This is a genomic window from Cupriavidus sp. GW822-FHT03E04 (assembly GCF_058801495.1).
In genome coordinates, this window is sequence record NZ_JBXANI010000003.1 from 211141 (window position 1) to 235444 (window position 24304).

At 68.2% G+C, this 24304-nt stretch carries 11 protein-coding genes; 8 read left to right on the top strand and 3 right to left on the bottom strand.

The window, feature by feature from the left end; all coding sequences use genetic code 11:
* Positions 1-126: 126 nt before the first annotated feature.
* The 5 genes from AC1RQC_RS05020 (at position 127) to AC1RQC_RS05040 (ending at position 17577) form a co-directional block, all read left to right on the top strand.
* Positions 127-843, top strand: a complete 717-nt coding sequence (locus AC1RQC_RS05020; RefSeq protein WP_492374020.1) for an STN domain-containing protein — start codon at positions 127-129, stop codon at positions 841-843.
* Entirely contained in the window at positions 844-1359 is a 516-nt protein-coding gene (locus AC1RQC_RS05025; protein ID WP_150984208.1) for an RNA polymerase sigma factor, read from the top strand. It abuts the gene before it with no gap.
* Positions 1360-1449: 90 nt separating this feature from the next.
* Complete coding sequence (locus AC1RQC_RS05030; protein WP_492882579.1) at positions 1450-2442, top strand: FecR family protein; 993 nt, start codon at positions 1450-1452, stop codon at positions 2440-2442.
* Positions 2443-3464: 1022 nt separating this feature from the next.
* Entirely contained in the window at positions 3465-17063 is a 13599-nt protein-coding gene (locus AC1RQC_RS05035) for a filamentous hemagglutinin family protein (RefSeq protein WP_492882667.1), read from the top strand.
* A gap of 91 nt (positions 17064-17154) precedes the next feature.
* Positions 17155-17577 (top strand): hypothetical protein, encoded by a 423-nt coding sequence (locus AC1RQC_RS05040; RefSeq protein ID WP_492882580.1) that lies wholly within the window; start codon positions 17155-17157, stop codon positions 17575-17577.
* A gap of 7 nt (positions 17578-17584) precedes the next feature.
* On the opposite strand, the gene AC1RQC_RS05045 is transcribed toward AC1RQC_RS05040, so the two are convergent.
* Positions 17585-18127, bottom strand: a complete 543-nt coding sequence (locus AC1RQC_RS05045; RefSeq protein ID WP_492882581.1) for a GNAT family N-acetyltransferase — start codon at positions 18125-18127, stop codon at positions 17585-17587.
* Positions 18128-18234: 107 nt separating this feature from the next.
* A complete protein-coding gene (locus tag AC1RQC_RS05050) occupies positions 18235-19029 on the bottom strand; it encodes an IclR family transcriptional regulator domain-containing protein (protein ID WP_492375446.1) in 795 nt (264 codons plus the stop codon).
* A 196-nt stretch (positions 19030-19225) separates the two neighbouring features.
* Between AC1RQC_RS05050 and AC1RQC_RS05055 the strand changes: the two genes are divergently transcribed.
* Positions 19226-20872 carry an acyl CoA:acetate/3-ketoacid CoA transferase gene (locus tag AC1RQC_RS05055; protein ID WP_492813760.1) on the top strand — a complete coding sequence of 549 codons (1647 nt, stop codon included), beginning with the start codon at positions 19226-19228 and terminating at the stop codon, positions 20870-20872.
* Between the two features lie 169 nt (positions 20873-21041).
* Positions 21042-22040, top strand: a complete 999-nt coding sequence (locus tag AC1RQC_RS05060) for a Bug family tripartite tricarboxylate transporter substrate binding protein (RefSeq protein WP_492882582.1) — start codon at positions 21042-21044, stop codon at positions 22038-22040.
* A 108-nt stretch (positions 22041-22148) separates the two neighbouring features.
* Here AC1RQC_RS05060 and AC1RQC_RS05065 read toward each other — a convergent pair whose 3' ends face one another.
* Positions 22149-23111 carry a LysR family transcriptional regulator gene (locus AC1RQC_RS05065; protein ID WP_492375443.1) on the bottom strand — a complete coding sequence of 321 codons (963 nt, stop codon included), beginning with the start codon at positions 23109-23111 and terminating at the stop codon, positions 22149-22151.
* Positions 23112-23218: 107 nt separating this feature from the next.
* Between AC1RQC_RS05065 and AC1RQC_RS05070 the strand changes: the two genes are divergently transcribed.
* The gene (locus tag AC1RQC_RS05070; RefSeq protein ID WP_492375442.1) at positions 23219-24196 is read left to right on the top strand and encodes a Bug family tripartite tricarboxylate transporter substrate binding protein; all 978 of its coding nucleotides are present in this window, start codon (positions 23219-23221) and stop codon (positions 24194-24196) included.
* Positions 24197-24304: the final 108 nt, after the last annotated feature.

Consider the following 24304-nt stretch of genomic DNA (forward strand, 5'->3'; position numbering starts at 1 on the left):
CACGGCAGTGGCTGGCACGCCTTCACGGCGGCGTCACATTGGATCCCTACGATGCGCACGGGTATGCACTTGGGCCACGCGCTCGATGCGGCAAGGACTCCTCAACGCACATGGCATTGGATAGTGATGGCAAGCTTGGTCGCAGCCCCCGGTGCGCGCGCACTGGTCGTCTATATGGCGGTCCTGGCCCTCTGCCTCGCCTGCCAGCAGACCCGCGCCCAGCAGCCCGCCAACCGCGGCGCGGTGGAGATGGCATTCGACCTGCCGGCCCAGCCGCTCAAGCAAGCGTTGGCGCAATACGACGCGCAGACCAGCCTGTCCGTCTTCTTTTCCTCCGAGCTGGCAGCGGGGCGAACCTCGACTGCTGTCCACGGCACCTTCAGCCCGGAAAACGCCTTGCGCAAGATGCTCGAGGGCACGGGGCTGAGCGTGCAGGCAGCCGCGGCCGATGCCTTCGTGCTGGTGCCCGCGCCGCGCTACGCGGACACGGCCGTCGCGCAGCCCCCGGCCAGCGCCGCGCGGCAATATGACGGCGCCGTGCAGTCGCAGGTCTATCAGGCGCTATGCGCGCGGCCCGCACTCGCGCTCGGGGACTATCGCCTCGCGCTCTATGTGCAGCTCAACGCGGCCGGCCACGTTGCGCACGTGCGCCTGCTGGACACCACCGGCGACAAGGCACGCGATGCGGCCATCATCGAGACCGTGGAGCACGTCGATGTGGGCCAGCCGCCCGGGGATCCGGCCAAGGCATTCGTGCTGCTGGTCAAGCCGGTGCGCTGTGACGCCGCGGCGGCCCGCTCCGGCTCGTGCCAGCCGCCCTGCGGCCGGCAGGCGAGCCGATAGATGAGCGACTCCAGCCGCTCCAGCTTGCGCGAGCTGCTTGCGCAACGCTACGACGACCTCAAGCGCCGCCTGACATGGCGCCTGGGCTCGGCCGAGCTCGCCAGCGATGCGCTGCACGATACCTGGGTGCACCTGGAAGACCGCAAGGAGGAGGGCGAGCCGGTCAAGAGCCCGGCCGCCTACCTGATGCGCATGGCCACCAACCTGGCGCTGGACCGGCTGCAGCGCGACCGCCGCTACATGAGCGCAGAAGAAATGGAGACGCTCATGGCCGAGATCGTCGATCCCGCGCCCGGCCCCGCGCAAACGGTCGCGGCGCGTGACGAGGTCGAGGCCGTTGCACGCCTTATCGAAAGCATGCCGCCACGCCGGCGGGCGATCTTCCTCGCGGTGCGGGTCGATGAACTCTCGAACCAGGAGGCCGCGGTGCGCTTCGGCGTGTCGCCGCGGCTGATCGGCCTGGAGCTCAAGCGGGCCCATGAGTACTGCATGGCCCATAGCCCCAAGCATGGATGAAAAAAAGCATGCCGATCTGTTGCTTCCCAACCGTCTTGTCTATGTCCATGGGCAAACCACGGTGGCGGCTCGCTTGATGCCATGATACGAATGATGATTCCTGCGCGACAACCGGAACGCACGCTCGACGCGATCGAGCGGCAGGCGCTCGCCTGGGTGCGCCGCGTGGCGGCGGGCGAGATGACGCAGGCCGACGGCGCCGCGCTGCGGCGCTGGTGCATGGCCGATCCCGCCAACCGGGCTGCTTTGTCCGTGGCACGGCAGCGATGGGCGCAGCTGGGCGAGGCCAGCCAGCTGGTGGTGGCCCGCAACCCGGCCAGCCTGCGTTTTGCCAGGACGCCGCGCGCGCCGAACTGGCAGCGGCGTGCATTTCTCGGCGGCGCCATGAGCGCGGCGGCAGCCGCGGCGACGGTGGCCGTCATCCGGCCGCCGCTGGGCCTGTGGCCTTCCGTGGAGGAGATGCGCGCGGACTACCGCACCGCGACCGGCGAGCAACGCCGGCTGGCGCTGGCCGAGGATGTCACCGTGGAGCTGAATACGCGCACCAGTATTGCCGTGCGCTCCGGCGCGGGGCGTGTGCAGGGCATCGACCTGATCGCCGGCGAAGCCGCTGTCGATACCTTGAACGCGCCGCGGCCGTTCGCGGTTGTCGCCGGGCCGGGGCGCGCGTTTGCGCAGAGCGCCCGGTTTGAAGTGCGGGTCACGCCTGCCGGTGTATGCGTGACTTGCGTCGAGGGGACCGTGCAGGTGGCGCACGGCGCAGGCATCGCGACGCTGAGCGGCAAGCAGCAACTCACCTACGATAGTGCTGCGCTCGGGCGCATCGTGCATGTCGATCCGACATGGATGCCGGCGTGGCGCGATGGCTACCTGCGGTTTGCCGATACACCATTGCATGAGGTGGTTGAGGAGATCAATCGCTACCGGCCGGGCAGGGTGGTGCTGTTGGATAAGCGGGCGGCAGGCAGACATGTGACGGGGCGGTTTCAGATTCGGTCGCTGGATAAGGCGATTGCGCAGATACAGCGCTCACTTGGGTTGGAGGTGCGGTCGTTGCCGGGGGGGATTGTGTTGCTTAGTTAGGTGTTTCTTAGGGGGCTTTTGGTTGCTGCTGACGTGGGTGGGCGGTGTTTTAATGCTTCTAGCTGCTGGCGCGGCTGTACGGTATTGGCTGTTTTAGAACGTGTGAGATGTTACTTTTCTTTACTCGTAAAGAAAAGTAACCAAAAGAAAGCGATCCTTGCAGGAGGCTGGCGTGGCGTCATTGGGAATCCCAATGGTTTCGTCGTACGGCCCTGGGTGCTAATGGACTCGTGCCGTTACCAGTTTAGATCATCACGACCCAGCCAATGCCCAAGGATTCGTGGTGGCCCCCACCGGTAGATTCCACCACGAATTTGAAGCCGTCTGTCGCTCGCGGTGTGGGCGGCCACGAAGTTGCAGGCGTCCCGTTTCCGTCGTGGGCGCGGTGGCACCGATTTGATAGGCCCGAAGAATCTCTTCACCGCGCCCACCCCACCACGAAACCATCATGGTGTGATATATCGTGGCGCTTCGGACCGGTACCGGCAGATGTGTGAACGAGCAGGGATGCCGCTACCGAGCAGCCTCACCACGAAACCAGCGTCATTTGCTGGATAGTGGTCCTTTAAACCGGTAACGGCACGAGGCCGTTAGAACCCGGGGCCTGACGACGAATCCACCGGGCTGCGCAACCCAGAAAAGCCAGCCTCCTGCAAGGATCGCTTTCTTTTGGTTACTTTTCTTTACGAGTAAAGAAAAGTGACATCTCACACGTTCTAAAACAGCCAATACCGTACAGCCGCGCCAGCAGCTAGAAGCAATAAAACCCCGCCCCCAAACGCCAACAGCAACCAGAAGCCGCCCAATACCCCCCCAATAACCCCCCCTATCCCCCTGTCACGAAATCTTCAAATAAAACCTTGCCGATTCCCCCGCGCCCAACGGTCTAGATCCCAGGAGCATCGACGGCGCTTGCCATCGATGGACATGATCGCAGTGCCTGTTCGCCAAGCAATGCCGGGCAATGCCGGGCGAGCGGGCCACGCCGAATGAGCTAGACGGGAATGGAAGCCAGAATGAACATGCGCGTTCACTACAAGAAGATGCCCTCGCGACAGACAACGCGATTCAGCAGAACGGTACTCACGATCCGACCCCTGGCCCACGCCATCGCGTTGCTCGTGGCAGCCGGTGGCAGCATGCACAGCGCGCATGCGCAACAAGCCTTCAGCCGCGCCTGGATGGCGCAAAAGAACCTGATGCAGGACACGGCGGCTGCAACCGGCCGCCTGCCCAATGGCCAGCCCGCCGCATCGCTGACCAACCCGCAGGCGCAGCAGCAACGCGCTAACGAACAACTGCAACGCTCCATCGACAACCTCAACGTGGCGGCGCGCGGCATCGCTGCCATGCAGGCCGCGCAGGCCGCTGCGCGGCAGGCTGCGATGAACGATGCGTCGGTGCCCGATGGCCTGGCCGAAGGCGGCCTGAAGGTGGATACCAACAGCCTCACCGCGGGCTGGATCAATGCGAGGCCGCTGGACAAGGAGACCGGGCAGAAGGTCGTCGATGGCAGGACGCAGGTTACCGTCCGGCAGACCGCGGACAAGGCCATCCTGAACTGGGAGACCTTCAACGTCGGCCGCAACACGACGGTGCAGTTCGACCAGCAGCCGAGCTGGTCGGTGCTCAACCGCGTCAACGATCCGCAGGCGCGGCCCAGCCAGATCCAGGGGCAGATCAAGGCAGACGGCACGGTGATGATCGTCAACCGCAACGGCATCCTGTTCTCGGGCAGCAGCCAGGTCGACACGCGCAACCTGGTGGCGGCAGCAGCGGGCATGACGGATTCGCAATTCCGCAAGGGTCTTTACAGCGATGCGCTGGGTGTCGGCTATGTGCCGACCTTTGCCAACGACCTGGTCAGCACCCCGAGCACGTCATCGAACGGCAATGCCACGGGCGACGTGATCGTCCAGGCCGGCGCGCGCATCGCAACGCGCAAGCCGCAGTCGGTGACCGAAGGTGGCGGCTATGTACTCCTGGCCGGGCGCGAAGCGCACAACCACGGTTCCATCTCCACGCCTGGCGGGCAGGTCACGCTGGCCGCCGGCGACAGCTTCATCATCCGCAAGGGCGTTGGCACCGACGCCAACCAGGATTCGAGCACGCGCGGCAACGAGGTCAGCGTGCAGCGCAACGCCGGCAGCCTGGCAGGCCGCGTGAGCAATAGCGGCTTTCTCCAGGCGGCGACCGGCGACATCACGCTGGTTGGCCGCAGCGTGGAGCAGTCCGGCGTGGCGCTTGCCAGCACCTCGGTCAACACGCGCGGCACGCTGCACCTCACAGCCGTAGGCGACGCCGAGAGCCGGGTGATCCTGGCGCCCGGCAGCGTCAGCGCGATCCTGCTCGACGACAGCAACGCAACCGCCCTGGATGCGCAGCGCGATGCGCTGATCAAGGATTCCGCGCGGCCGAGCGATGGCGCCTACAACCGGCGCGACCAGTCTTTGGTGAAGATCGATTCCAGCGGCGACGTCGACTTCCAGTCCGACTCCATGACGCTCGCCACCGGCGGCCAGGTAATGGTGGGCGCCGTGCGCCGCACGCGCGTGGCGGACCGCGCCGCGATCGACGTGGCCGGCGCCGTGGGCGTCAGCGTGGCGATGGAATCCAACAACGTCATGATCAACGTGCAGGGCAACGAGCAACGCGACGCGCCGCTAAACCGCGACAGCAAGCTGCTCAACAACGCCAACATCTGGATCGACCGCCGCACCCTGGTGCGCGTCGCCGCGGGCACCAACGGCTATGCCACCGAGCGCATGTACACGGGCGGCGGCCTGCTGGAAGTCAGCGGCTACCTGAGCACCGGCGGCCACAGCATCGGCGAATGGGCGGCGCAGGGCGGCACCGTGGCCTTCAGCGGCGGCGAGCTGGTCACGCAGGCCGGGTCCGGCATCAACGTCTCCGGCGGTTCGCTGAACGTGCAGAGCGGCATCATCAAGCAGACCTGGCTCAGGGGAGCTGACGCTCGCTTGTATAACCTGGCTACCGCGCCTGCGGACAACCTCTACACCGGGCTGTATCGCGGCTTCGAGAACACGCACGCGCGCTGGGGCAAGAACACCACGGAATACTTCCTCAGCCCGCTGATCGCGCCGGGCGAGCGGCTGGAGAACGGCTACACGGTCGGGCGCGATGCCGGGCGCGTGGTTGTTGGCACGCAGTCCGCGGTGCTCGAAGGCCATATCGACACCACGGTATTCCAGGGCGATCGCCAGCGCGACGCGCGGGATGGCAGCCTGGACGGCTACAAGCAATCGCAGATCGCCGCGCCACGTGCCGGCCAGTTGATCGTCGGGCAGCTCACGCCGATCTACGACAGCAAGACCGGCATGCTGCGCGACAGCCCGCAGGCACTGGTGAAACAGGTGGATATCGGCGTCGTGCAAGGCATCGCGGATGGCCTGGCCATGACGGACGCGCTGCCCGACGAGCGCAAGGGCAAGTTGCGCCTGGATGCCGGGTGGATCAACGGGCTAGGCCTGGGCGCCTTGAAGGTCTACGCCAGGGACGGCATCGACGTTGGCGCCCCCGTGCAAGTGGCCGCGGGCGGCGACCTCGCGCTGCATGCCACGCAGGTGGATGTGCGGGCGGACCTCGCGGCGCGCGGCGGCCGCATCGCGCTGGGCAACATGATCAATCAGTACACCAGCAGCGCCGGTGGCGCCTGGCTGGATGTGCCGGTGGCGGCGTTACCGGCCAAGGGCTATACGCCCGGCGTTTCGGTGGGGCAAGGTGTCACATTGGATGGGCGTGGGCTGTGGTCCAACCTCGAACTGGACTTCACCCGGATCGGCGGGCTGCCCTACGTCAACGGTGGTGCGATCACCATCAGCAGCACTGGCGACGTCACCCTTGGCACGGGCAGCGTGCTGGATGTGTCGTCGGGCGCGGCGCTGCTCGCCGGCAACAAGGTGCAAGGCGGGCGGGGCGGCAATATCACGCTGTTGTCCAACCAGAACGACGTCGCTGGCAAAGGTTCCGGCGCGTTGCGGATGAACGGCGAACTACGCGGCTATGGTGTCAAGGGCGGGGGTACGCTCACCATCGATACCGGCGTGGGCATTGCCATCGGCGGCGGCTTGCTGGCCGACAGCGGCCTGTTGCCGGCGGGCCAGTCGGTATCGGTCAACCTGACGCTGGCGCAGTCCGTCACGCTGCCGGCCGGCACGGTGCTGCCCAGTGATTTCACGTACACGGCGGACATCGTGGCGCCGGGCCAGGCGATGCAAGGCAACCCGCTGTTCAGCGCGACGCGCAAGGTCACGCTGCAAGCGCCGTGGCTGGTGCCGCGCGGCACGACCTGGAACTTCGCGGTCATCGACGACAAGGGCCGCTTTTATTCCAATGGCAACATCGCCCCCGCCGGTACCGTGCTGGTAGGCTCATCGGGCGACCTGGCACCGGGCTACGTGGTGCCTGCGGACGTCTTTCCCAACGGCATCCCCGTGCCCGAGTTCAATAGCACCCTGCAGGCCGGCACGCCGTTGCCCAAGGACGTGGTGCTCGCCGAGGGCGCCAGGCTGCTGGCCGGCACGAAGCTGCCGGGCGCGGTGGCGGTCAAGCCGCTGCTGGTGATCGGCAACGAGGTGTTCCAGAGCGGCTTCTCGCGTTACGCCGTGGCCGCCCAGCAAGGCGTGCAGGTCGCCCGGGATGCCAACGTGGCGGTAGCGATGCCGGTGCTGCGCTTTGACGCCTCTGCGGGCCACGCGGTGGCAAGTGGCGCCGATCCGGCGCAAGTCCTGGAGCGCTGGCTGCCGCCCCTGTGGCAGGAAGACCTGCTCAAGGCCACGCTGACCCAGCGCGGCGGCGCCGACCTGGCATTGTCGGCCGGTTCTGTCTACACCCAGGCGCCGCTGGTCATCGGGCAGGGCGCCACCGTGACCGTCGATCCGGGCCGTGCGCTGACCCTGCAGGGCAATGGCCAGATCACCGTCGAGGGCACGCTGAACGCCTGGGGCGGCAATATCGCATTGCTGCCGGGCAAGCTTGGCACCGGCAACCAGGCGGACCGGCCCAACGGCATCGCCGATGCCATGTCGATCTGGATCGGCAACGGCGCCGTGCTCGATGCCGCCGGGCGCGCGGTCACCGCTGTCGACGCGCGCGGGAACGTATATGGCAAGGTGGGCCAGGGTGGCACGATCGAGATCGGTGCGCGCCATAACCTGGACGCTACCCAGATCGACGCCGCGGACGCCTTCGTCGTGGTTCGGCCGGGCGCGCGCATCGATGCCTCTGGCGCTTCCGCGCGGCTGGACCTGCCCGGGCTGGGCGCCACGCAGGTGGCGAGCGACGGTGGCGTCATCGCGCTGAGTTCCTTGCGCGGCCTGTTCCTGGACGGCAGCCTGCGCGCGGCCGCCGGCGGCCAGGGCGCCGCCGGCGGCACGCTGGCGCTGAACCTGGAGACACCGGCCTACGGGCCGGTGGACAACTATACCCAGAAGAGCCCCAGCGTCGAGGACGCGGTGCGGGCCGCGCGCGAGCTGGTGGTGGCGCAAACGCAGGGCGCCACCGCGCTGGCGGCCGGACTGCGGCCCGGCGAGCGCGATGCCGCCCTGGCCTACGGCGCCGGGCGCATTGGCGTGGACCGCATCGGGGCGGGTGGGTTCGACAACGTTGCACTATTGGCCAACGGCTTGATCAGTTTCGATGGCAACGTCAACCTGGCCGTAGGGCAGAGCTTGCGCCTGACGACCGGCGCGATCGCGCTGGCGGAGCATGCCGCTGCCGGCACCCAGGTCAGCCTGGCCGCGCCCTATGTTCGCCTGGCCGGCACGACCCGTGTTCCGCCCGACTTCTACTACATGCCCAACCCCACCGTGAACACCGTGGGCGTGCCGCTGGTGTCGCAAGGCACCCGGCTGCAAGTCGAGGCGGATCTGCTGGACCTGGTGGCAGCCACGCAGCTCGGCGTGCGCGGCGTCATTAAACGCAACGCTGACACATCGCTGACGGTGGAGCGAGGTGCCTTCGACGAAACGACCCTGCGCAGCCGCGGCGACATGCGCATGTACCGCGCCGCCTCGCTGAGCGTACCCGGCAACCTCACGCTGGCGGCCGCGCAGATCTACCCGGGCATGGGCGATAGTGGTTCGGTGACGGTCGGACAGCGCAGTTTTCTCGACAACTACGGCAACGTCCAGCGCGAATTCGACCCGGCGCGCCACCTCAACATCGAGCGCGTGGGCGATGAACTGCCCGCCATGCCCTATTCCGTCTTCGGCCGCCTGACCTTGCGCGCCCCGACCATCAACCAGGGTGGCGTGGTGCGGGCGCCGCTGGGCAACCTCGAGCTGGGATCGGTGGGCTATGGCGCTGTGACGGAGCACCTGAACCTGCTGCCGGGCAGCGTGAGCTCGATCAGCGCCAACGGCCTGGTCATGCCCTATGGCGGCTCGCTCGACGGGCTCAGCTACCTGCACGACGGCAAGGACGTGGCGTTCAACGGCGTGGGTAATGGCCCGGCCATCACCCTGGCCGGCAAGACGATCGACGTGCGGCAGGACGCGGTGCTGGACCTCAGCGGTGGCGGCACGCTCACCGGCGCGGCCTTCCTCGCCGGGCGCGGTGGCTCGGTGGACGCGCGCATGAATCCGCTGGTGCAGGTCGGCGCCCGCGGCGGCTTCACCTTGCCGGGCCTGTCGACCAACCCGGTCTATGCGATCGTGCCGGGCGTGCAGCCCGGCTATGCGCCGGTGGTGGCCGAGAAAGGGGCCAGCGATCCGGCCATTGGCCGCCAAATCACCATCGGCGCCGGCGTGCCGGGCCTGCCCGCTGGCACCTACACGCTGTTGCCTTCCACCTTCGCCTTGTTGCCCGGCGCGTTCCGCGTCGAGCTCAACGGGCTTGGCCATGGCACGTTGGCGGCCGGTGGCGCCATGGCCATGCGCAATGGCTCGTACGCGGCCTCGGCGCAGCTGGGCGTGGCCAACACCGGCATCCGCAGTGCCGTGCCTACCCAGGTCTTCCTGACGCCTGCCGACGTATTGCGCAGCTATTCGCAATACAACGAGATGAGCTACGCGGATTTCGCGCTGGCCCAGGCCGCACGCGAGGGCGTGCCACGCGTCCAGCTGGAGCGGGACGCCAAGACACTGCGCTTGTCCTTCGCGCCGAGTGCGCCGCGCGCCCCTGGCGATGAACCTGTCCTGCACTTTGCGGGGCGCACCTTGTATGCGCCCGCCGCAGGCGGCTTTGGCGGCAGTGCGCTGATGATGGGCGAAACCAGCTACGAAATCCTGGCCGCCGGCGCGGCGCCGACGCCGGGTTTTAGCGGCACCTCGCTGTACGCGGCGGATATCAATGCCATCGGCGCCTCGCGCATCGGCATCGGCGGGTTGCCGTCAGTGCGCTATGTCGACTACACCGGCAGCAGGCAACGCGCCAACATCGCCACGTTCGATAGCGGGGCGTGGAGCATCTTCCTGCGCGAAGGCGCGGTGCTGAAGGCCGCCGAGGTGTACCTGGTGACCAGTACCAAGTCCGGCGGCATCTTCGTGGAGCAGGGCGGCGGCATCAATACGCTGGGGCAGGGCAAGGCGGCCTGGGATTCCACCAACGGCTATGTCTACGACCCGGGCTCCAGCAGCGTGCTGGCGGTCTCCAACGGCTGGCTGGACATGCTGGCTCCCGGCTACAGCGCGGATCCCCTCCGGGGCGCGGGCCGCATCGACATCGGGGCCTGCAGCCCGGGGGCTGTCTGCCACGGCACCACGCCGCTGTATTCCGAAGGCACCATCGCTGCCTCGACCGACCAGAGCTTCAACCTGCGCGACGCGGCACGCTATGGCACCCGCAACCTGGTGTTGTCGGTCGGCGCAATCAACGCGGGCAACCAGGCGACGCTGGCGGACCTGGCCGCGCGCAATGCGCTGCCGCCAGGCCTGACGCTGAACCAGGAGGTGCTGGACCGGCTCCTGAAGGGCGACACCAGCACCGGCGCGCCGGCGCTGGAGAACCTGGCGCTGACCGCGCGCGACGCGCTGCGTTTCTATGATTCGGTGGAGCTGTCCACCATCGACCCGGCCACCGGCAAGTCCTCGCTCGCGCGCCTGGTGCTGGGCACGCCGGCCATCCAGGGCTATGGCAGTGCCGATGCGCTGGCCCGCATCCACACCGACATCCTGGTGTGGAACGGCGCGACCAATGCGCCGGGGCTGGTGGCAACCGGCGGCGCCGGCACGGGCAGCGGCCGCCTGCAGGTCGACGCGAAGCAGATCGAGTTCGGCTATGGCCCCAACAGCCGCCCCGACACCATCCACGCCATGGACCGGATGGTGCTGGGCTTCGCTCAGGTCGACCTCAACGCCAGCGAGCGCATCACCGCCAACCAGAAGGGGTCGCTCGCGGTCTACCAGTCGCAAGGCGCCTGGGACGACGCCACCAAGGGCTATGCCTACAGCGGCGGCAACCTGAATCTCAACACGCCGCTGCTGACCGGCCAGGCGGGCTCGGTCAACAAGATCACCGCCGGCGGCGACATCCGCTTGACCGCGCCTGCCGGTGCCGCCGCGCCGGCCCTGTCCGGCAAGGCCCTGGCCGAAGCCCTGGGCGCGGAGATTTCGCTCAACGGCAACAGTGTGGCGCTGGATAGCACGGTAGTGCTGCCCAGTGGCAAGCTCACCGTGTCCGCCGAGCGCGACGTGGTGTTGCGCGACGGCGCGCGGCTCGACCTGGCCGGGCGCAAGCTCGATTTCTATGACGTCAGCAAGTACAGCTGGGGCGGCGACGTGGTGCTGGAAAGCCGCGCCGGCGACGTGCGCCAGGCGGCGGGCGCGCTGATCGACGTTTCCGCCAAGGAGAACCGCGCGGGCAAGCTCACCGCGCTCGCGCTGGGCGCGGGCGCGGGCACCATCGACCTGCGCGGCAGCGTGCTGGGCGGCAGCAGCGGCCACTACGATGCCGGCGGCACCCTGGTGCCGTTTGCGGCCGGCGGGGCGGATATCCGCGCGCAGCATATCGCCGATTTCACGGGACTGAACCAGCGCCTCAACGACGGCAAGCTCTCCGGCATCCGCAGCTTCCAGCTCAAGCAGGGCGACCTGGCCATCGGCGACGAGCTCAAGGCGCGCGAGGTCAGCGTGTCGGTGGACGGCGGCAAGCTGACCGTGACCGGCACCATCGACGCCAGCGGCGAGCAGGTCGGCAGCATCCGCCTGGCCGCGCGCAACGGCGTCACCATCGGCGGCGGCGCACTGCTCGACGCGCACGGCACGGTGCTGCGCGTGGACAGCTACGGCCAGGTCATCGAAGCGCCCAACCGCGCCACCATCGAGATCAACGCCGGCACGGGCCGGCTCACGCTGGAGCGCGGCGCGCGCATGGACCTGCGCGCCGGCACCGGCGCAGGCGCACAGTCGCTCGGCACGGTCGAGCTCAACGCCCCGCGCCTGGGCGGCGCCACCGGCAACGATATCGATATCGACGCCAGCGGCGCGCTGCGCATCGACGGCGCGCGCTCCATCGCGGTCAACGGCTTCTGGTCTTACAAGGACGCGGCCTGGGGCACCGATCCGATGGCCGACGGCCGTCCCTACCAGGTCATCAACCAGGCCTACCTGGACGCCAAGCACGCAGATAGCCTGGTGTTCATGAGCAATGCGCTGGCCAACGGCGACCTGATGAACCGCAAGCTCGCCGGCCTGCGCGGCTACGCGGATGCTTTCCACCTGCGCCCGGGCGTGGAGATCGTCAGCGCCACGCCGGATGGCGACCTGCACATCGACGGCGACATCGACCTGTCGCGCTACCGCTATGCCAGCGTCAACCCGCGCACGCAGCAGACCGGCGTCTATGGCTCCGGCGAAGCCGGCGCGCTGGTGCTGCGCGCGGGCGGCAACCTGAATGTCTATGGCAGCCTGACCGATGGCTTCGACGCCTCGGCGCTGCCGGTCACCCCCGACGATCAGGGCTGGGTGCTGGTCAAGGGCAGGGTGCCCTGGGGCGGCGATGTCGTCATCCCGCAGGGCCAGCTGGTCACGCTGGCGGAAGACACCTTCTTCCTGTCCGGCCGCACGCTCAACTACGACCTGCCGATCAAGGCGGTGAGCCTGCGTCCCGGCACGGTGCTGCCCGCGCGCGCCACGCTGGCGGCGGACCTGGTGCTGCCAGCCGGTACGATACTGGGCGGCGCGGTGCGCGATGCGCAAGGCAATGTCGTGCAAGCGGCGGGTACGGTGCTGTCGCAGCCGCTGACGCTGGCCAGCGGCATGCAGCTCGATGCCGGCAACCGGCTTGCCGGCGGAGCCAGCGTGGCGGCCATGACCTGGCCTGCCGGCGTGCCGCTGCCGCAGACCGGCACGAGCGTGGAGACCGCGCCAGGGGTCTACCTGGCGAACGCACTTGCCTTGCGCAAGGGCGCGGTGATCCCGAGCGAAACGGTGGTCAAGCTGCCGGACGACGCGGTCATGGTGTCGCTGCGCCCAGGGGACGCCAGCGGCAACCAGGGCCGCAACTGGGCGCTGGCGCCGATGCTGCCCGAGGGCTCGCAATCGTGGTCGGTGCGGCTGGTGAGTGGCGCCGACACGCAGGCCGCGGACACGCGCGCCTTGCAGACGCACGGCAAGCAGGCGTCCATGCTGCTGGCCGACACCCACTACGGCCTGGTCTCGACGAACGTCTTGTTGCCGGGCACCGGCTTGCCGGGCGAATACGTGTGGGCGGGGGATTCGCTGGAAGTTATCGGCATCGAGCCCGGCACGCCGATCGACCTGGACCAATGGGGCGGCGAGCAAGAGGTCAAGAACCTCAACGACTTGGGGTATGGCTTGCTGGTCGTCAAGGTCAAGGACGGCACGCCCCCGGTGTACAGGACGCAGCTGCAGCCAGCCCGGCAGCAGCTCTTCAGCGTGCTGCGCACCGGCACCGGTGACCTGGACCTGATCTCGGGCGGTGACTTCACCATGACCTCGCCGTTCGGCGTCTACACCGCCGGTACGCAGTCCGCCGGCGTGGGCGCGGCGTACAACCTGCCACGCGCCACTGCCTTCGACGGCACGCTGCTGGGCCCGGATGGCACGACGTTTGCGCCGTATATCGATGGCGGCAGCCAGAGCCTGTACCGCGCCTGGTACCCGGAGCACGGCGGCAATGTGCTGGTACGCGCCCAGGGCGACGTAAAGGGTGACCTGATCGGCGTCAGAGGCAACCAGTCCCGGACCGACGCGATCGGCGCCCTACGCGCCCACGTCGGCTCCACCGCCGTTGGCAACTGGCTGTGGCGCCAGGGCACCGGCAGCGCCGTGACAGGCAGCGAAGGCGTGCCCACCGCCTGGTGGGTCAACTTCGGCAGCTATGTGGCCGGCCAGATGGACGGCTACGACTTGTTCGCGAGCGCGCCGTTCCTGGTCGGGTTCACCGGCATCGGCACGCTGGGCGGCGGCAACCTGGTGCTGGAGGCCGGCGGCGACGCCGGCATGCTGTCGTCGCGCATGACCGCATCCGGCAGCTTTGTGTCCCGCAGCCAGGGCTTGAACCTGGCGGTGGCCAGCACGGGCCGCGTTTCGGCCGATGGCAAGCAGCTCACCCTGACCGGCGGCGGCGACCTCGACATCCGCATCGGCGGAGGGCTCAACCCCGTGGCGGAAGTGCGCGCCTTCTCCTCGCAGACTGGTGACGTCACGCCGGCCACCCGCTACTCGGGGGTATATAGCGATATCAACAGCACCTTCGTCAACCTGCGCGGGGCGTTGCGCATGGAGGCCGGTTCGGTGGGCGGCATCGAGCTGCGTTTCGACCGCGCGGATCCCGCCGAATCGCGCGCCTACGACGTGTACAAGGCCACGTCCTCCATCGCCGGCGGCGGGCCGGTGCTGGTACCCGGCGATGCCGGCGTGCGCATCGACGCGCGCGGCGACCTGGTGCTCGGCGGCGTGGGCGACCCGGGGCGTGTGGCGCTGGTCAACAACGGCACGCCGTTCCGGGCCAACGGCGCCAGCTACACCGGCGACGGCTGGACCTGGTTCTCGCTGTGGACGCCGGGCACCGCCATCGACCTGTTCAGCGCGGGCGGTAATCTGACGCCGTCCACCGCGGCGGCGGACAATGGCTATTCCGGCAACCATACGGCGACCGACGGGCGTTTCATGATGCCGTCGGTGCTGCGCGCGGTGGCGGCCAGCGGCAGTCTCTACTACGGCAATTCCAGCACCGGCGCCATCGATGGAACGAACCGGCCGGTCCAGTCCAGCACCACGCTGATGCTGGCCCCGTCGCCGGTGGGGCCGCAATACGCCCGCATGGGCGCGGGCCAGCTGGAGCTGCTGGCCGCCGACTCGATCTACGCCGGGGGCTACGGGATCACGCAGTCGGGCGCCGATCCCACTGCCCTGCCAAATCCGTTCAACGCCGCTTTCAGCGGCAGCACGGTGAAGATCATCTACGGCACGCTGAAGCTGAGCAATATCAGCCCGGACGGGCTGGCAGCCAGCGTGTTCCTGGCGAACAACGGCGGCGCAGTTACATACCAGGCCTACCCGTTGTTCAGTTTCACGCCACCCACGGCCTCGGGCTACGCGGTCCCCGGCAGCCAGCCGGCGCGCTTCTATGCGGTCGATGGCGATATCGTCGGCCTGCGCACGGGGTCGATCATTTCCCGTGCCAATGGCGTCGGTTCGGCCCTCACGTTCGGTAACTGGTATGAAGGCAGCGGACCGGTGGCGATCCGCGCGGGGCGCGACCTTGTCAACGCGGGCACAGCGCTGGGCGAGGCCGAAGACGTGCCCGCCGATGGCCACGGCTGGTACCTTCCTCCTCGCCGCGGCGACGGCACCTTTGCCGAGAAGCCCGTCCCGGTCCTGAATGCCAGCGCGCGTGGCAACCTGATCGTGCATAACAACGCGGACGATGTGTCCGTGGTCTCCGCGGGCCGCGATATCCGCATGAGCAACTTCTACGTGGCCGGTCCCGGCCTGCTGGAAGTCACCGCCGGGCGCGACCTGTACATGGCCGACCGGGCCGAGCTCAAGAGCATCGGGCCGGTGGCCAACGTGACCCCGGGCGACCGCGGCAGCGGCGCCAGCATTGCGGTGGCGGCGGGTGTGGGCCGCAACGGGCTGGACTTCAACGCCTTCGCCAGGCGCTACCTGGATCCCGCCAACCAGGCAGACGCGGGCCGCGCGCTTGCCGACCAGCCGGGCAAGGTGGTGGCCATCTACAGCGGCGAGCTGAAGCTGGCTGACTGGCTGCGCGCCCAGTTCGGCTACGCGGGCGACGAGGCCGGCGCGCCGGCCTACCTGCAAAGCAAGCAGGCGGAGCTTGACAGCACGCGCCAGCAAGCCTTGGCGGCCGGCGCGGCCGCCCCCAACCGCGACCTGCGGCGCGAGTACGGGCTGGCCGGCCAGCTGCACCTGGTCAATTGGCTGAGTGGCCGCTTTGGCGGGCATAACGGCCTGGGCCTGCACTTCGACGCGGCCAGCATGGACGCGCGGCAGTTCTTCGCCGCGTTGCCGGCCGAGCAGCAGCGGGCCTACCTGCGCAACGTGTACTACGCCGAGCTCAAGGCCGCCGGGCGCGAGTACAACCAGGCGGGTGGCCCGCGCGAAGGCAGCTACCTGCGCGGCCGCGAGGCCATCGCCACGCTGTTCCCCACGCATGACGCGCAGGGCAACGCGCTTGCCTACGAGGGCGACCTGACCATGTTCAGCAGCGCCAACTACTACGCCCCGGTCTCCGGGGCGCAAGCCACCAAGCGGCCGCTCAAGGGCGTCACCTACCTGCGGCGCGACGAGTACAAGGCGGCCGGCAACCCATACAACGTGGGTGTGTACGACCTGCTGGACGCCGGCATCCATACGGACTTCGGCGGCGACATCGACATCATGACGCCGGGCGGGCGCACGCTGGTCGGCGTGGATGGCGGTTTCGTCCCGGGCGAGGGCTCGGGCGTGCTGACGCAGGGCGCCGGCGAGGTCCAGATCTACGCCAGGGACAGCATCCTGCTGGGGCAGAGCCGCATTTTCACCACCTTTGGCGGCAACATCCTGGCGTGGTCGGCGCAGGGCGACATCAACGCCGGGCGCGGCTCCAAGTCCACCGTGGTCTACACGCCGCAGCGGCGTGTGTACGACGGCATCGGCCTGGTCACGCTGTCGCCCACCACGCCGAACACCGGCGCGGGCATCGCCACGCTCAACCCGGTTCCCGAGGTACCGCCGGGCGACATCGACCTGATCGCGCCGCTGGGCACCATCGACGCGGGCGAAGCCGGCATCCGCGTGTCTGGCAACATCAACATTGGCGCGCTGCACGTGGTCAACGCCGAGAACATCCAGGTGCAGGGCAAGGCCACCGGCATCCCCGTGCTGGCCGCGGTGAACGTTGGCGCGCTGACCAACGCCAGCGCGGCGGCTTCGCAGGCGGTGAGCGCGGCGCAGGACGCGCTGCAGCGCGAGCGCACGGCGGCGCGCCAGGGCTTGCCGTCGATCTTCACCGTGCGGGTGCTCGGCTTTGGCACGGATGCGGATGAGGCAGCGCCGAAGGCGAGGGAAGGCGCCAAGGTGGTGCCGGCCAGCTACGACCCCAACGGGGTGGTGCAGGTGCTGGGCCAGATGGAGCTGAGCGAGTCGCAGCTCAGCCAACTGAGCGCCACGGAGCGCCGCAATCTCCAGCGCTGAGCCCCTGGCGGGGGCGTTCCCGCGCGCGCGCCGGCTGCAATGGCGCCACCCGTGGTGGGCGTGGCAAGTGTTGTCATGGAGCGTGGCGACCTTGGCTGCGCCTACCTTCCTCACCATCGGCGTGCTGTTGATGCAGGACGCGCGCAGCGATCATCCGTTCTTCTGGCCGTCGCTGATGGGGATCGTGGCGGCAGCCAATGCCGTGGCGATCCTGCGCATCAACCACCTGCACCGGCATGCCGCCTTCACCGGACGCGCGGCACTGGCGCTGCGGTATTCGTGTGCCGGCATGTCGGCGGGCTGCGCCATGTTCCTGGTCCTGGGCTGGGGCACGGGCGTGCTGCCGGAGATGGTGGCGCCGATGGCGGGCACGGTCGACGCGGCCGCGCCCGTGGTGGCGACGGCGCCGTGGAGCGCGGCGATTGCCGTGCTGTTCGGCGTTGGCTCCTTCGCGCATGCTGGCGTGCTGCATGCATGGATCGGCTTTTGCCATGCGCAGGAGGGAGCCGGCTAGCGGATGGCTAGCCAGACTTGCGCACCACCGGCCGCGTGAAGATCAGCGCGGTCTCGGTGCCGGCGGTGTCGGGGTCGTAGAGGTCCCAGTCCAGCCCGCACAGCGAGAATCCCAGCGCGCGGTAAAAGCCGATGGCCGGGTAGTTGGTGTTTTGCGTTTCGGCGCGCAGGCAGCGGGCCGGCGTTGCTAGCAGCAGGCGGTTGATTTCCCCCAGCAGCACGCGGCCGATGCCGGTGCCGCGGAACGCGGGCGCGACGATGATGGCGCTCAGCAGCGCGGACCGGTTCCAGGCTTCGAGCCTGACGGCGGCAAAGCCGCCGATGTCGCCGCTTGCGCTCTCGAACACCAGCGCGTGGTCGGCCTCGGCGCAATCCTGCTCGAAGCCGGACGGGTCGTAGTGGTTGAGCACGGGCTGGCCCAGCACCTGCTCCACGAGCCAGATGCCCAGCGGGCCGCTTTTGACCGCGTAGATGCGATCGGTCTCGTAGGTGGTGTCGAGCTTGAGGATGCCGGCGCCGTCACGCGCCCAGTCGAGCGGTCTGATAGTCATGCGGTGATGCTTTCAAGTGCGGTGCGTGCCGGCCTTGACCCGTTTCCCATTCTAGGCGTACCGCCCTGGTTGTGCATTGCTGATGCGCCGCCCGGGCGCCGATGCCCTCAACGCCGGCGCAGCAGCGCCTCAAGCTCACCCGCGGCGTGCTTGAGCGCCGGCAGGTAGTGCTGCTCCAGGTGCGCCGCGCCACGGCTGCCCAGCACCATGCTCAGGCCCAGTCCCGCCACCACCTTGCCGGACTCGGCGCGCACCGGCACCGAGATGCCGGCGAAGCCGTCCACCAGTTCGCTGATCAGCGTGCAGTAGCCGTCGCCGCGCACTTGCTTGAGTGTGCGCGCCAGTGCCGTGCGCGAGCTGACCGTAAACGGGGTGAGCTTGCGTAGCTGCGCGGTGGCAAGGTAAGCCTCGAGCGCCTTGTCGTCCAGCCCGGCCAGCAGCACGCGGCCGAGCGAGTGGGCGTAGGCCGGCATGCGCCGCCCCACGCCCATGTCGACGCGCAGGATCTGCGGCGGCTCTTCGCGCGCCACCAGCGCCACCGATTCACCGTCCAGCACGCCCAGCGAGCAGGTTTCCCCCGTCTGCTCGGAGAGCGCCTTGAGGTAGGGCGCGGCCAGTTGCGGCAGGTTCATCGATGCAAAGTACGCGTAGCCCAGGTCCATCACGCGCGGGGTGATGGAAAAGTCCCGGCCGTCCTGCGCGACATAGCCATTGTGTTGCAGGGTCAGCAGCAGCCGCCGCGCCGCGGCGCGGGTCACGTCGAGCTGTTCCGCCACGTCCTGCATGGTGAGGCTCCCCGCGCCGGAGGCGAACAGGCGCAGCAGCGCCAGGCCATTGGTCAGCGAATCGAGCAGTTCTTCCTTTTTCTGCGGGTTGGCCAGGGGCGTGTCGGGGCTGTTCATAGCGTGAGGAGACGGAGACAGGGTGATTTTAGTGCGCTGAACGCACTTGCGCGATGTCGGCATGACTACGTATGATAGGTGTTTTGCGAACAAATGTTCGCGGAATATGTGGTGTGCAGCGCGGAGTGCGGTCCGGCGCAATGCGTGCAGGCAGCACGCCGCACGCCGCGCCGAGAAGAACACGATGGAGACAGCCATGAAGGTCATCAGCGCGCAGCAGGCGGCTGCGCTCGTGCAATCCCGGTGGACCGTGGCCAGCGCCGGTTTCGTGGGCGCCGGCCATGCCGAGGCGGTAACGGACGCGCTTGAGCGCCGTTTCCTGGACGCCGGCATGCCGCGCGACCTGACGCTGGTGTATTCGGCGGGGCAGGGCGACCGCGGCGCGCGCGGCGTGAACCACTTCGGCAACGCGGGCATGACCGGGCGCATCGTGGGCGGGCACTGGCGCTCCGCCACGCGCCTGGCCTCGCTTGCCATGGCCGAGGCGTGCGAGGGCTACAACCTGCCGCAGGGCGTGCTGACCCACCTGTACCGTGCCATCGCCGGCGGCAAGCCCGGCGTGCTGACCAAGATCGGCCTGCACACGTTCGTGGATCCGCGCACCGCGCAGGACAGCCGCTACCACGGTGGCGCCATCAACCGCAGCGCGCAGGCGGCAATTGCCGAGGGCCGCGCGAACTGGGTCGAGGCGGTCGATTTTCGCGGTGACGAATACCTGTTCTATCCGAGCTTCCCGATCCACTGCGCGCTGATCCGCTGCACCGCCGCCGATACGCGCGGCAACCTGAGCACGCACCGCGAGGCCTTTCACCACGAACTGCTGGCGATGGCGCAGGCGGCGCACAACTCCGGCGGCATCGTGATCGCGCAGGTGGAGTCGCTGGTGGATCACCACGACAACCTGCAGGCCATCCACGTGCCCGGCATCCTGGTCGACTACGTGGTGGTGAGCGAGAACCCGGCGCATCACCAGATGACGTTCGCGGAGCAGTTCAATCCGGCCTACGTGACGCCGTGGCAAGGAGAAGCTGCCGGCACTGTCAACGTCACCAGCGCACCGGCGCCAGCGGTGCCGGCAGTGCCCCCGGTGCTTGATGCCCGCACCATCGTGCAGCGGCGCGCGGTGCTGGAGCTGGCGCGCAGGCAGCCGCGCGTGGTCAACCTCGGGGTTGGCATGCCCGCCGCCGTCGGCATGCTGGCGGTGGAGGCCGGCGTTGACGGCTTCACGCTCACGGTGGAAGCCGGCCCGATCGGCGGCACGCCCGCGGATGGCCTCAGCTTTGGCGCATCCGCCTATCCGGAAGCGATCGTCGACCAGCCGGCGCAGTTCGATTTCTATGAGGGCGGCGGCATCGATCTCGCCATCCTCGGGCTGGCCGAGCTGGACGGGCACGGCAACGTCAACGTCAGCAAGTTTGGCGAAGGCGCTGAAGCGCTGATCGCCGGCGTCGGCGGCTTTATCAACATCACGCAGAGCGCCAAGGCCGTGGTCTTCGTCGGCACGCTCACCGCCGGTGGCCTGGAGGTGCGCGCCGAGAACGGCGCCCTGCGCATCGCGCGCGAAGGCCGCGTGAAAAAGATCGTGCCGCAGGTCTCGCACCTGAGTTTCAACGGCCCTTATGTGGCTTCGCTCGGCATCCCCGTGCTCTACATCACCGAGCGTGCGGTCTTTGAGATGCGCCCCGACGCCATCGGCGCGGAGCACCTGACCCTGATCGAGATCGCGCCGGGCATCGACCTGCAGCGCGATGTGCTGGACCAGTGCGCCACCGCGGTCACCGTGGCGCCCGACCTGCGCACCATGGATGCGCGATTGTTCCGCTCAGGTCCATTGAAGCTCTGAAGCTCTGAGGCGCGCCGCCGCCCGATAACAAACGACCGGCCATGACCGGTCATGGAGGAGGCCATCGAAGCTTTGTCCTGTCTTTCCCGTTAGTGTTGCTGGATCGCCGACGCGCGCGCGGGCTGTCAAGCCGGCACGCGTCATTGCTGGATTACGTTTCATACTCATCATGCAGAAGACAAGCCGTCGTATTTTCTCGCGCCGCCTGGGTGCGGCCATCCTGGGCGTTTCGCTGCCGCTGTGCGCGCCGCAGGCCTTCGCGCAAGCCTATCCGTCCAAGCCAATCCGCCTGGTGGTGCCGTTCCCGCCGGGCGGCCCGACCGATACCGCCGCGCGCATCATCGGCCAGAAGATGGGCGAATCGCTCAAGCAGACGGTGGTGGTGGACAACCGGCCAGGCGCTTCCGGCACGATCGGCGCGGAAGCCGTCGCCAAGAGCGCGCCGGATGGCTACACGCTGATGGTGCTGGCCACGCCCACGCTGCTGGCGCCGCACCTGATCAGCCGCAAGGGCTACGACATCTTCAAGGATTTCACGCCGATCGGTTCCGCCTACGACCTGCCCATTGTCATGGTGGTCAACCCGCAGGCCATGCCCGACGTGACCGACCTGCAGCAATACATCGCCCGCGCCAAGGCCAAGCCTGGCGCGCTCAACTACACCAGCGCCGGCAATGGCAGCTTTGGCCATCTGTCCACCGAACTACTCAAGAGCACTGGGCATTTCGACGTGCAGCACGTGCCCTACAAAGGCAGCGCGCCGGCGATCTCCGATCTGCTGGCCGGCCAGGTGCCGATGATGTTCTCCGACATGATCGCGGCGCTGCCGCACATCAAGGCCGGCAAGCTGCGTCCCATCGCCGTGGGCTCGGCCAAGCGCGTGAGCTTCACGCCCGATGTGAAGACGGTGGCGGAGCAGGGCTTCCCCGGTTTCGAGGCCACCGCCTGGGGCGGCCTGCTGGCCCCCGCCGGCACGCCCAAGGATGTGATCGCCAGGTTGTCGGCCGAGCTGAAGGCGGCGCTGGCCGATCCCGTGGTGCAGGAAAAGATGCTCGGCGCGGGCACGGTCGCTGCCTACCAGCCGCCAGAACAACTGGCAGCGCGCATGCGCAACGACTACAAGAAGTGGGGCAATGTGATCCAGGACAGCGGCATCAAGAGCGACTGAGTCTGGCAGGTGCCATCGAACGTTGCCGGCCAGGATTGGATCGGTAGTGGAGAAGGGCCGGACGCACGGGGTGTCCGGCCCTTATTCTTTTTGCTCCGCTTTGGGCGGCTACGAGGCGGGCAAGTCGGACAGGCCGGGCAGAGGCAGCTTGTCGTGCATCGCGGGCGGCCCCGGCAGGATCTGGTGAACCAGGCCGACCAGCGCCTGCGCCGCCGGCGACAGCGAGCGCCCGGCGAGCGAGACCAGCCCATACGCGGCCTTGAGATCGATTGGCGGCGTGACCTGCAGGGCCACGAGCGCGCCGCTGGCTTGCTCCGCGGTCATCATGGCCCTGGGCACCAGGCCGATGGCGTCGGTGTTGAGGATCAGCGTGCGCAGCGTGTGCATGTCGTCGCAGGTCACCGTGAGCAACTCGCGCGCGCCCTCGCCAGCCTCCGCCCGGATGCGCTCGCGAAAGAAGTCCGCCACCCGCGCCGGGATGCGCGGGCCGGCCACGGGAAACGCCAGCAGGCCGGTCAGCGCGGCCGCCCCGCGCGCGGCCAGCGCATGGCCGCTGCGCACGAAGAAGCTGGTCTCCAGCGAGCGCAGGCGGTCGATCCGCAACTGCGCTTCATCCTTCAGGCTCTGGCTCTCGCCCACAAAAAAATCCAGCTGCTCGGCCTTGAGCTTTTGCACCATCGAAGGCGTGTCCGCGATCTCGATGTCGATTCGCAGCTTGGGATAGCGCGCCAGCAGCGCCGTCAGCACGGGCTCCATCAGGATGGCCGCGGCAAACGGGCCAAAGCCTACGCTCACTTCGCCCATCTCCACGTCGCGCAGCAGTTCCAGGTCGCGCCGCAGCTCGCGGCCTTCGCGCAGCATGCGGCGCGCCCGCTCCAGCACGATGCTGCCGGAGGCCGTGGGGCGCGCCTTGCCGTAGCTGCGGTCCAGCAGCTGGCTGCCGAACTCGTCTTCCAGGCCCTGGATGCTGCGCGAGAGCGCCGGTTGCGACAGGTGCAGCGCGGTGGCGGCGCGGGCAAAGCTGCCTTGCTCGATCAGGGTGACGAAATGATGCAGGCGGCGCAGGCCCATGATTTTGCTTTTTCTGCATGGAAAACTGAAAAATATTGCATTGGACGTATTTTCTCAAGTCGGTAAGCATGTCCCGACCAATAAAAGAAGATTTCTGGAGACTAGGCATGGTTCGACGCGCTTTGCTTGCGCTTGCCCTTGGCGGCACTTCCCTGATGACTTCCCACGCCATGGCTGATGCTTACCCGGCCAAGCCGGTGCGCGTGGTGGTGCCCTATGCAGCCGGCGGCGGCAGCGATATCGTGGCGCGCGCGCTGGGCGAGAAGCTGAGCAAGAAGCTCGGCCAGCCCATCATCGTGGACAACAAGGCCGGCGCCTCCGGCATCATCGGCACGGACGCGGTGGCCAAGGCGGCGCCGGACGGCTACACGCTGCTGGTCACGATCACGCAGTCCGTGCTGACCAACCAGTTCCTCTACAACCGGCTGCCCTACGATCCGCGCAAGGACCTGACGCTGGTCAACGTGATCGCCGATGCGCCGCTGGTGCTGGTCACCACGCCATCGCTGCCGGTCAAGTCAGTCAAGGAGTTGGCCGACTACGGCCGCGCTCACAAGGGAAAGGTCAGCTATGCCTCCTGGGGTGTCGGCTCGTATCCGCACCTCGCCGGCGCGTATTTCAGCAAGGTCACGCATGGCGATATGGTGCACGTGCCGTACAAGGGCGAGGCCCCCATGCTGCAGGACCTGCTTGGCGGCCAGGTGCAGTGGGCCGTGGCCAGCGTGCTGTCGGCCAAGCCTTACATCCAGAGCGGCAAGCTCAAGGCCATCGCGGTGACGGGCACGCAGCGCAGCCCGGTGCTGCCGGACCTGCCGACCTTCGCCGAGGCGGGCATGGACGACAACGCGTTCAAGGTGTTGGGCTGGATTGGGTTGCTGGCGCCGGTCGGCACGCCCGCGCCGGTGGTGGCGAAGCTGGATGAAGAGGTGCGCGCGCTGATCCAGGCGCCGGACATGCAGGCGCGTTTCGCCGCGCTGGGCCTGCGCCCGGTGGGCAGCACGCCTGCCCAGTCGCAAGCCATCTTTGCGCGGGAATGGCCGGTGTGGAAGACGCTGGTGGCGGAGTCGGGCGCGAAACTGGATTAAGCCGCAATGGAAAAAAGGGCCGCATGCAGTGAATGCATGTGGCCCCCCGCTTGGCCGGTAAGCCTCTTAGCCCATTAGCCCATTAGCCCATTAGCCCATTAGCCCATT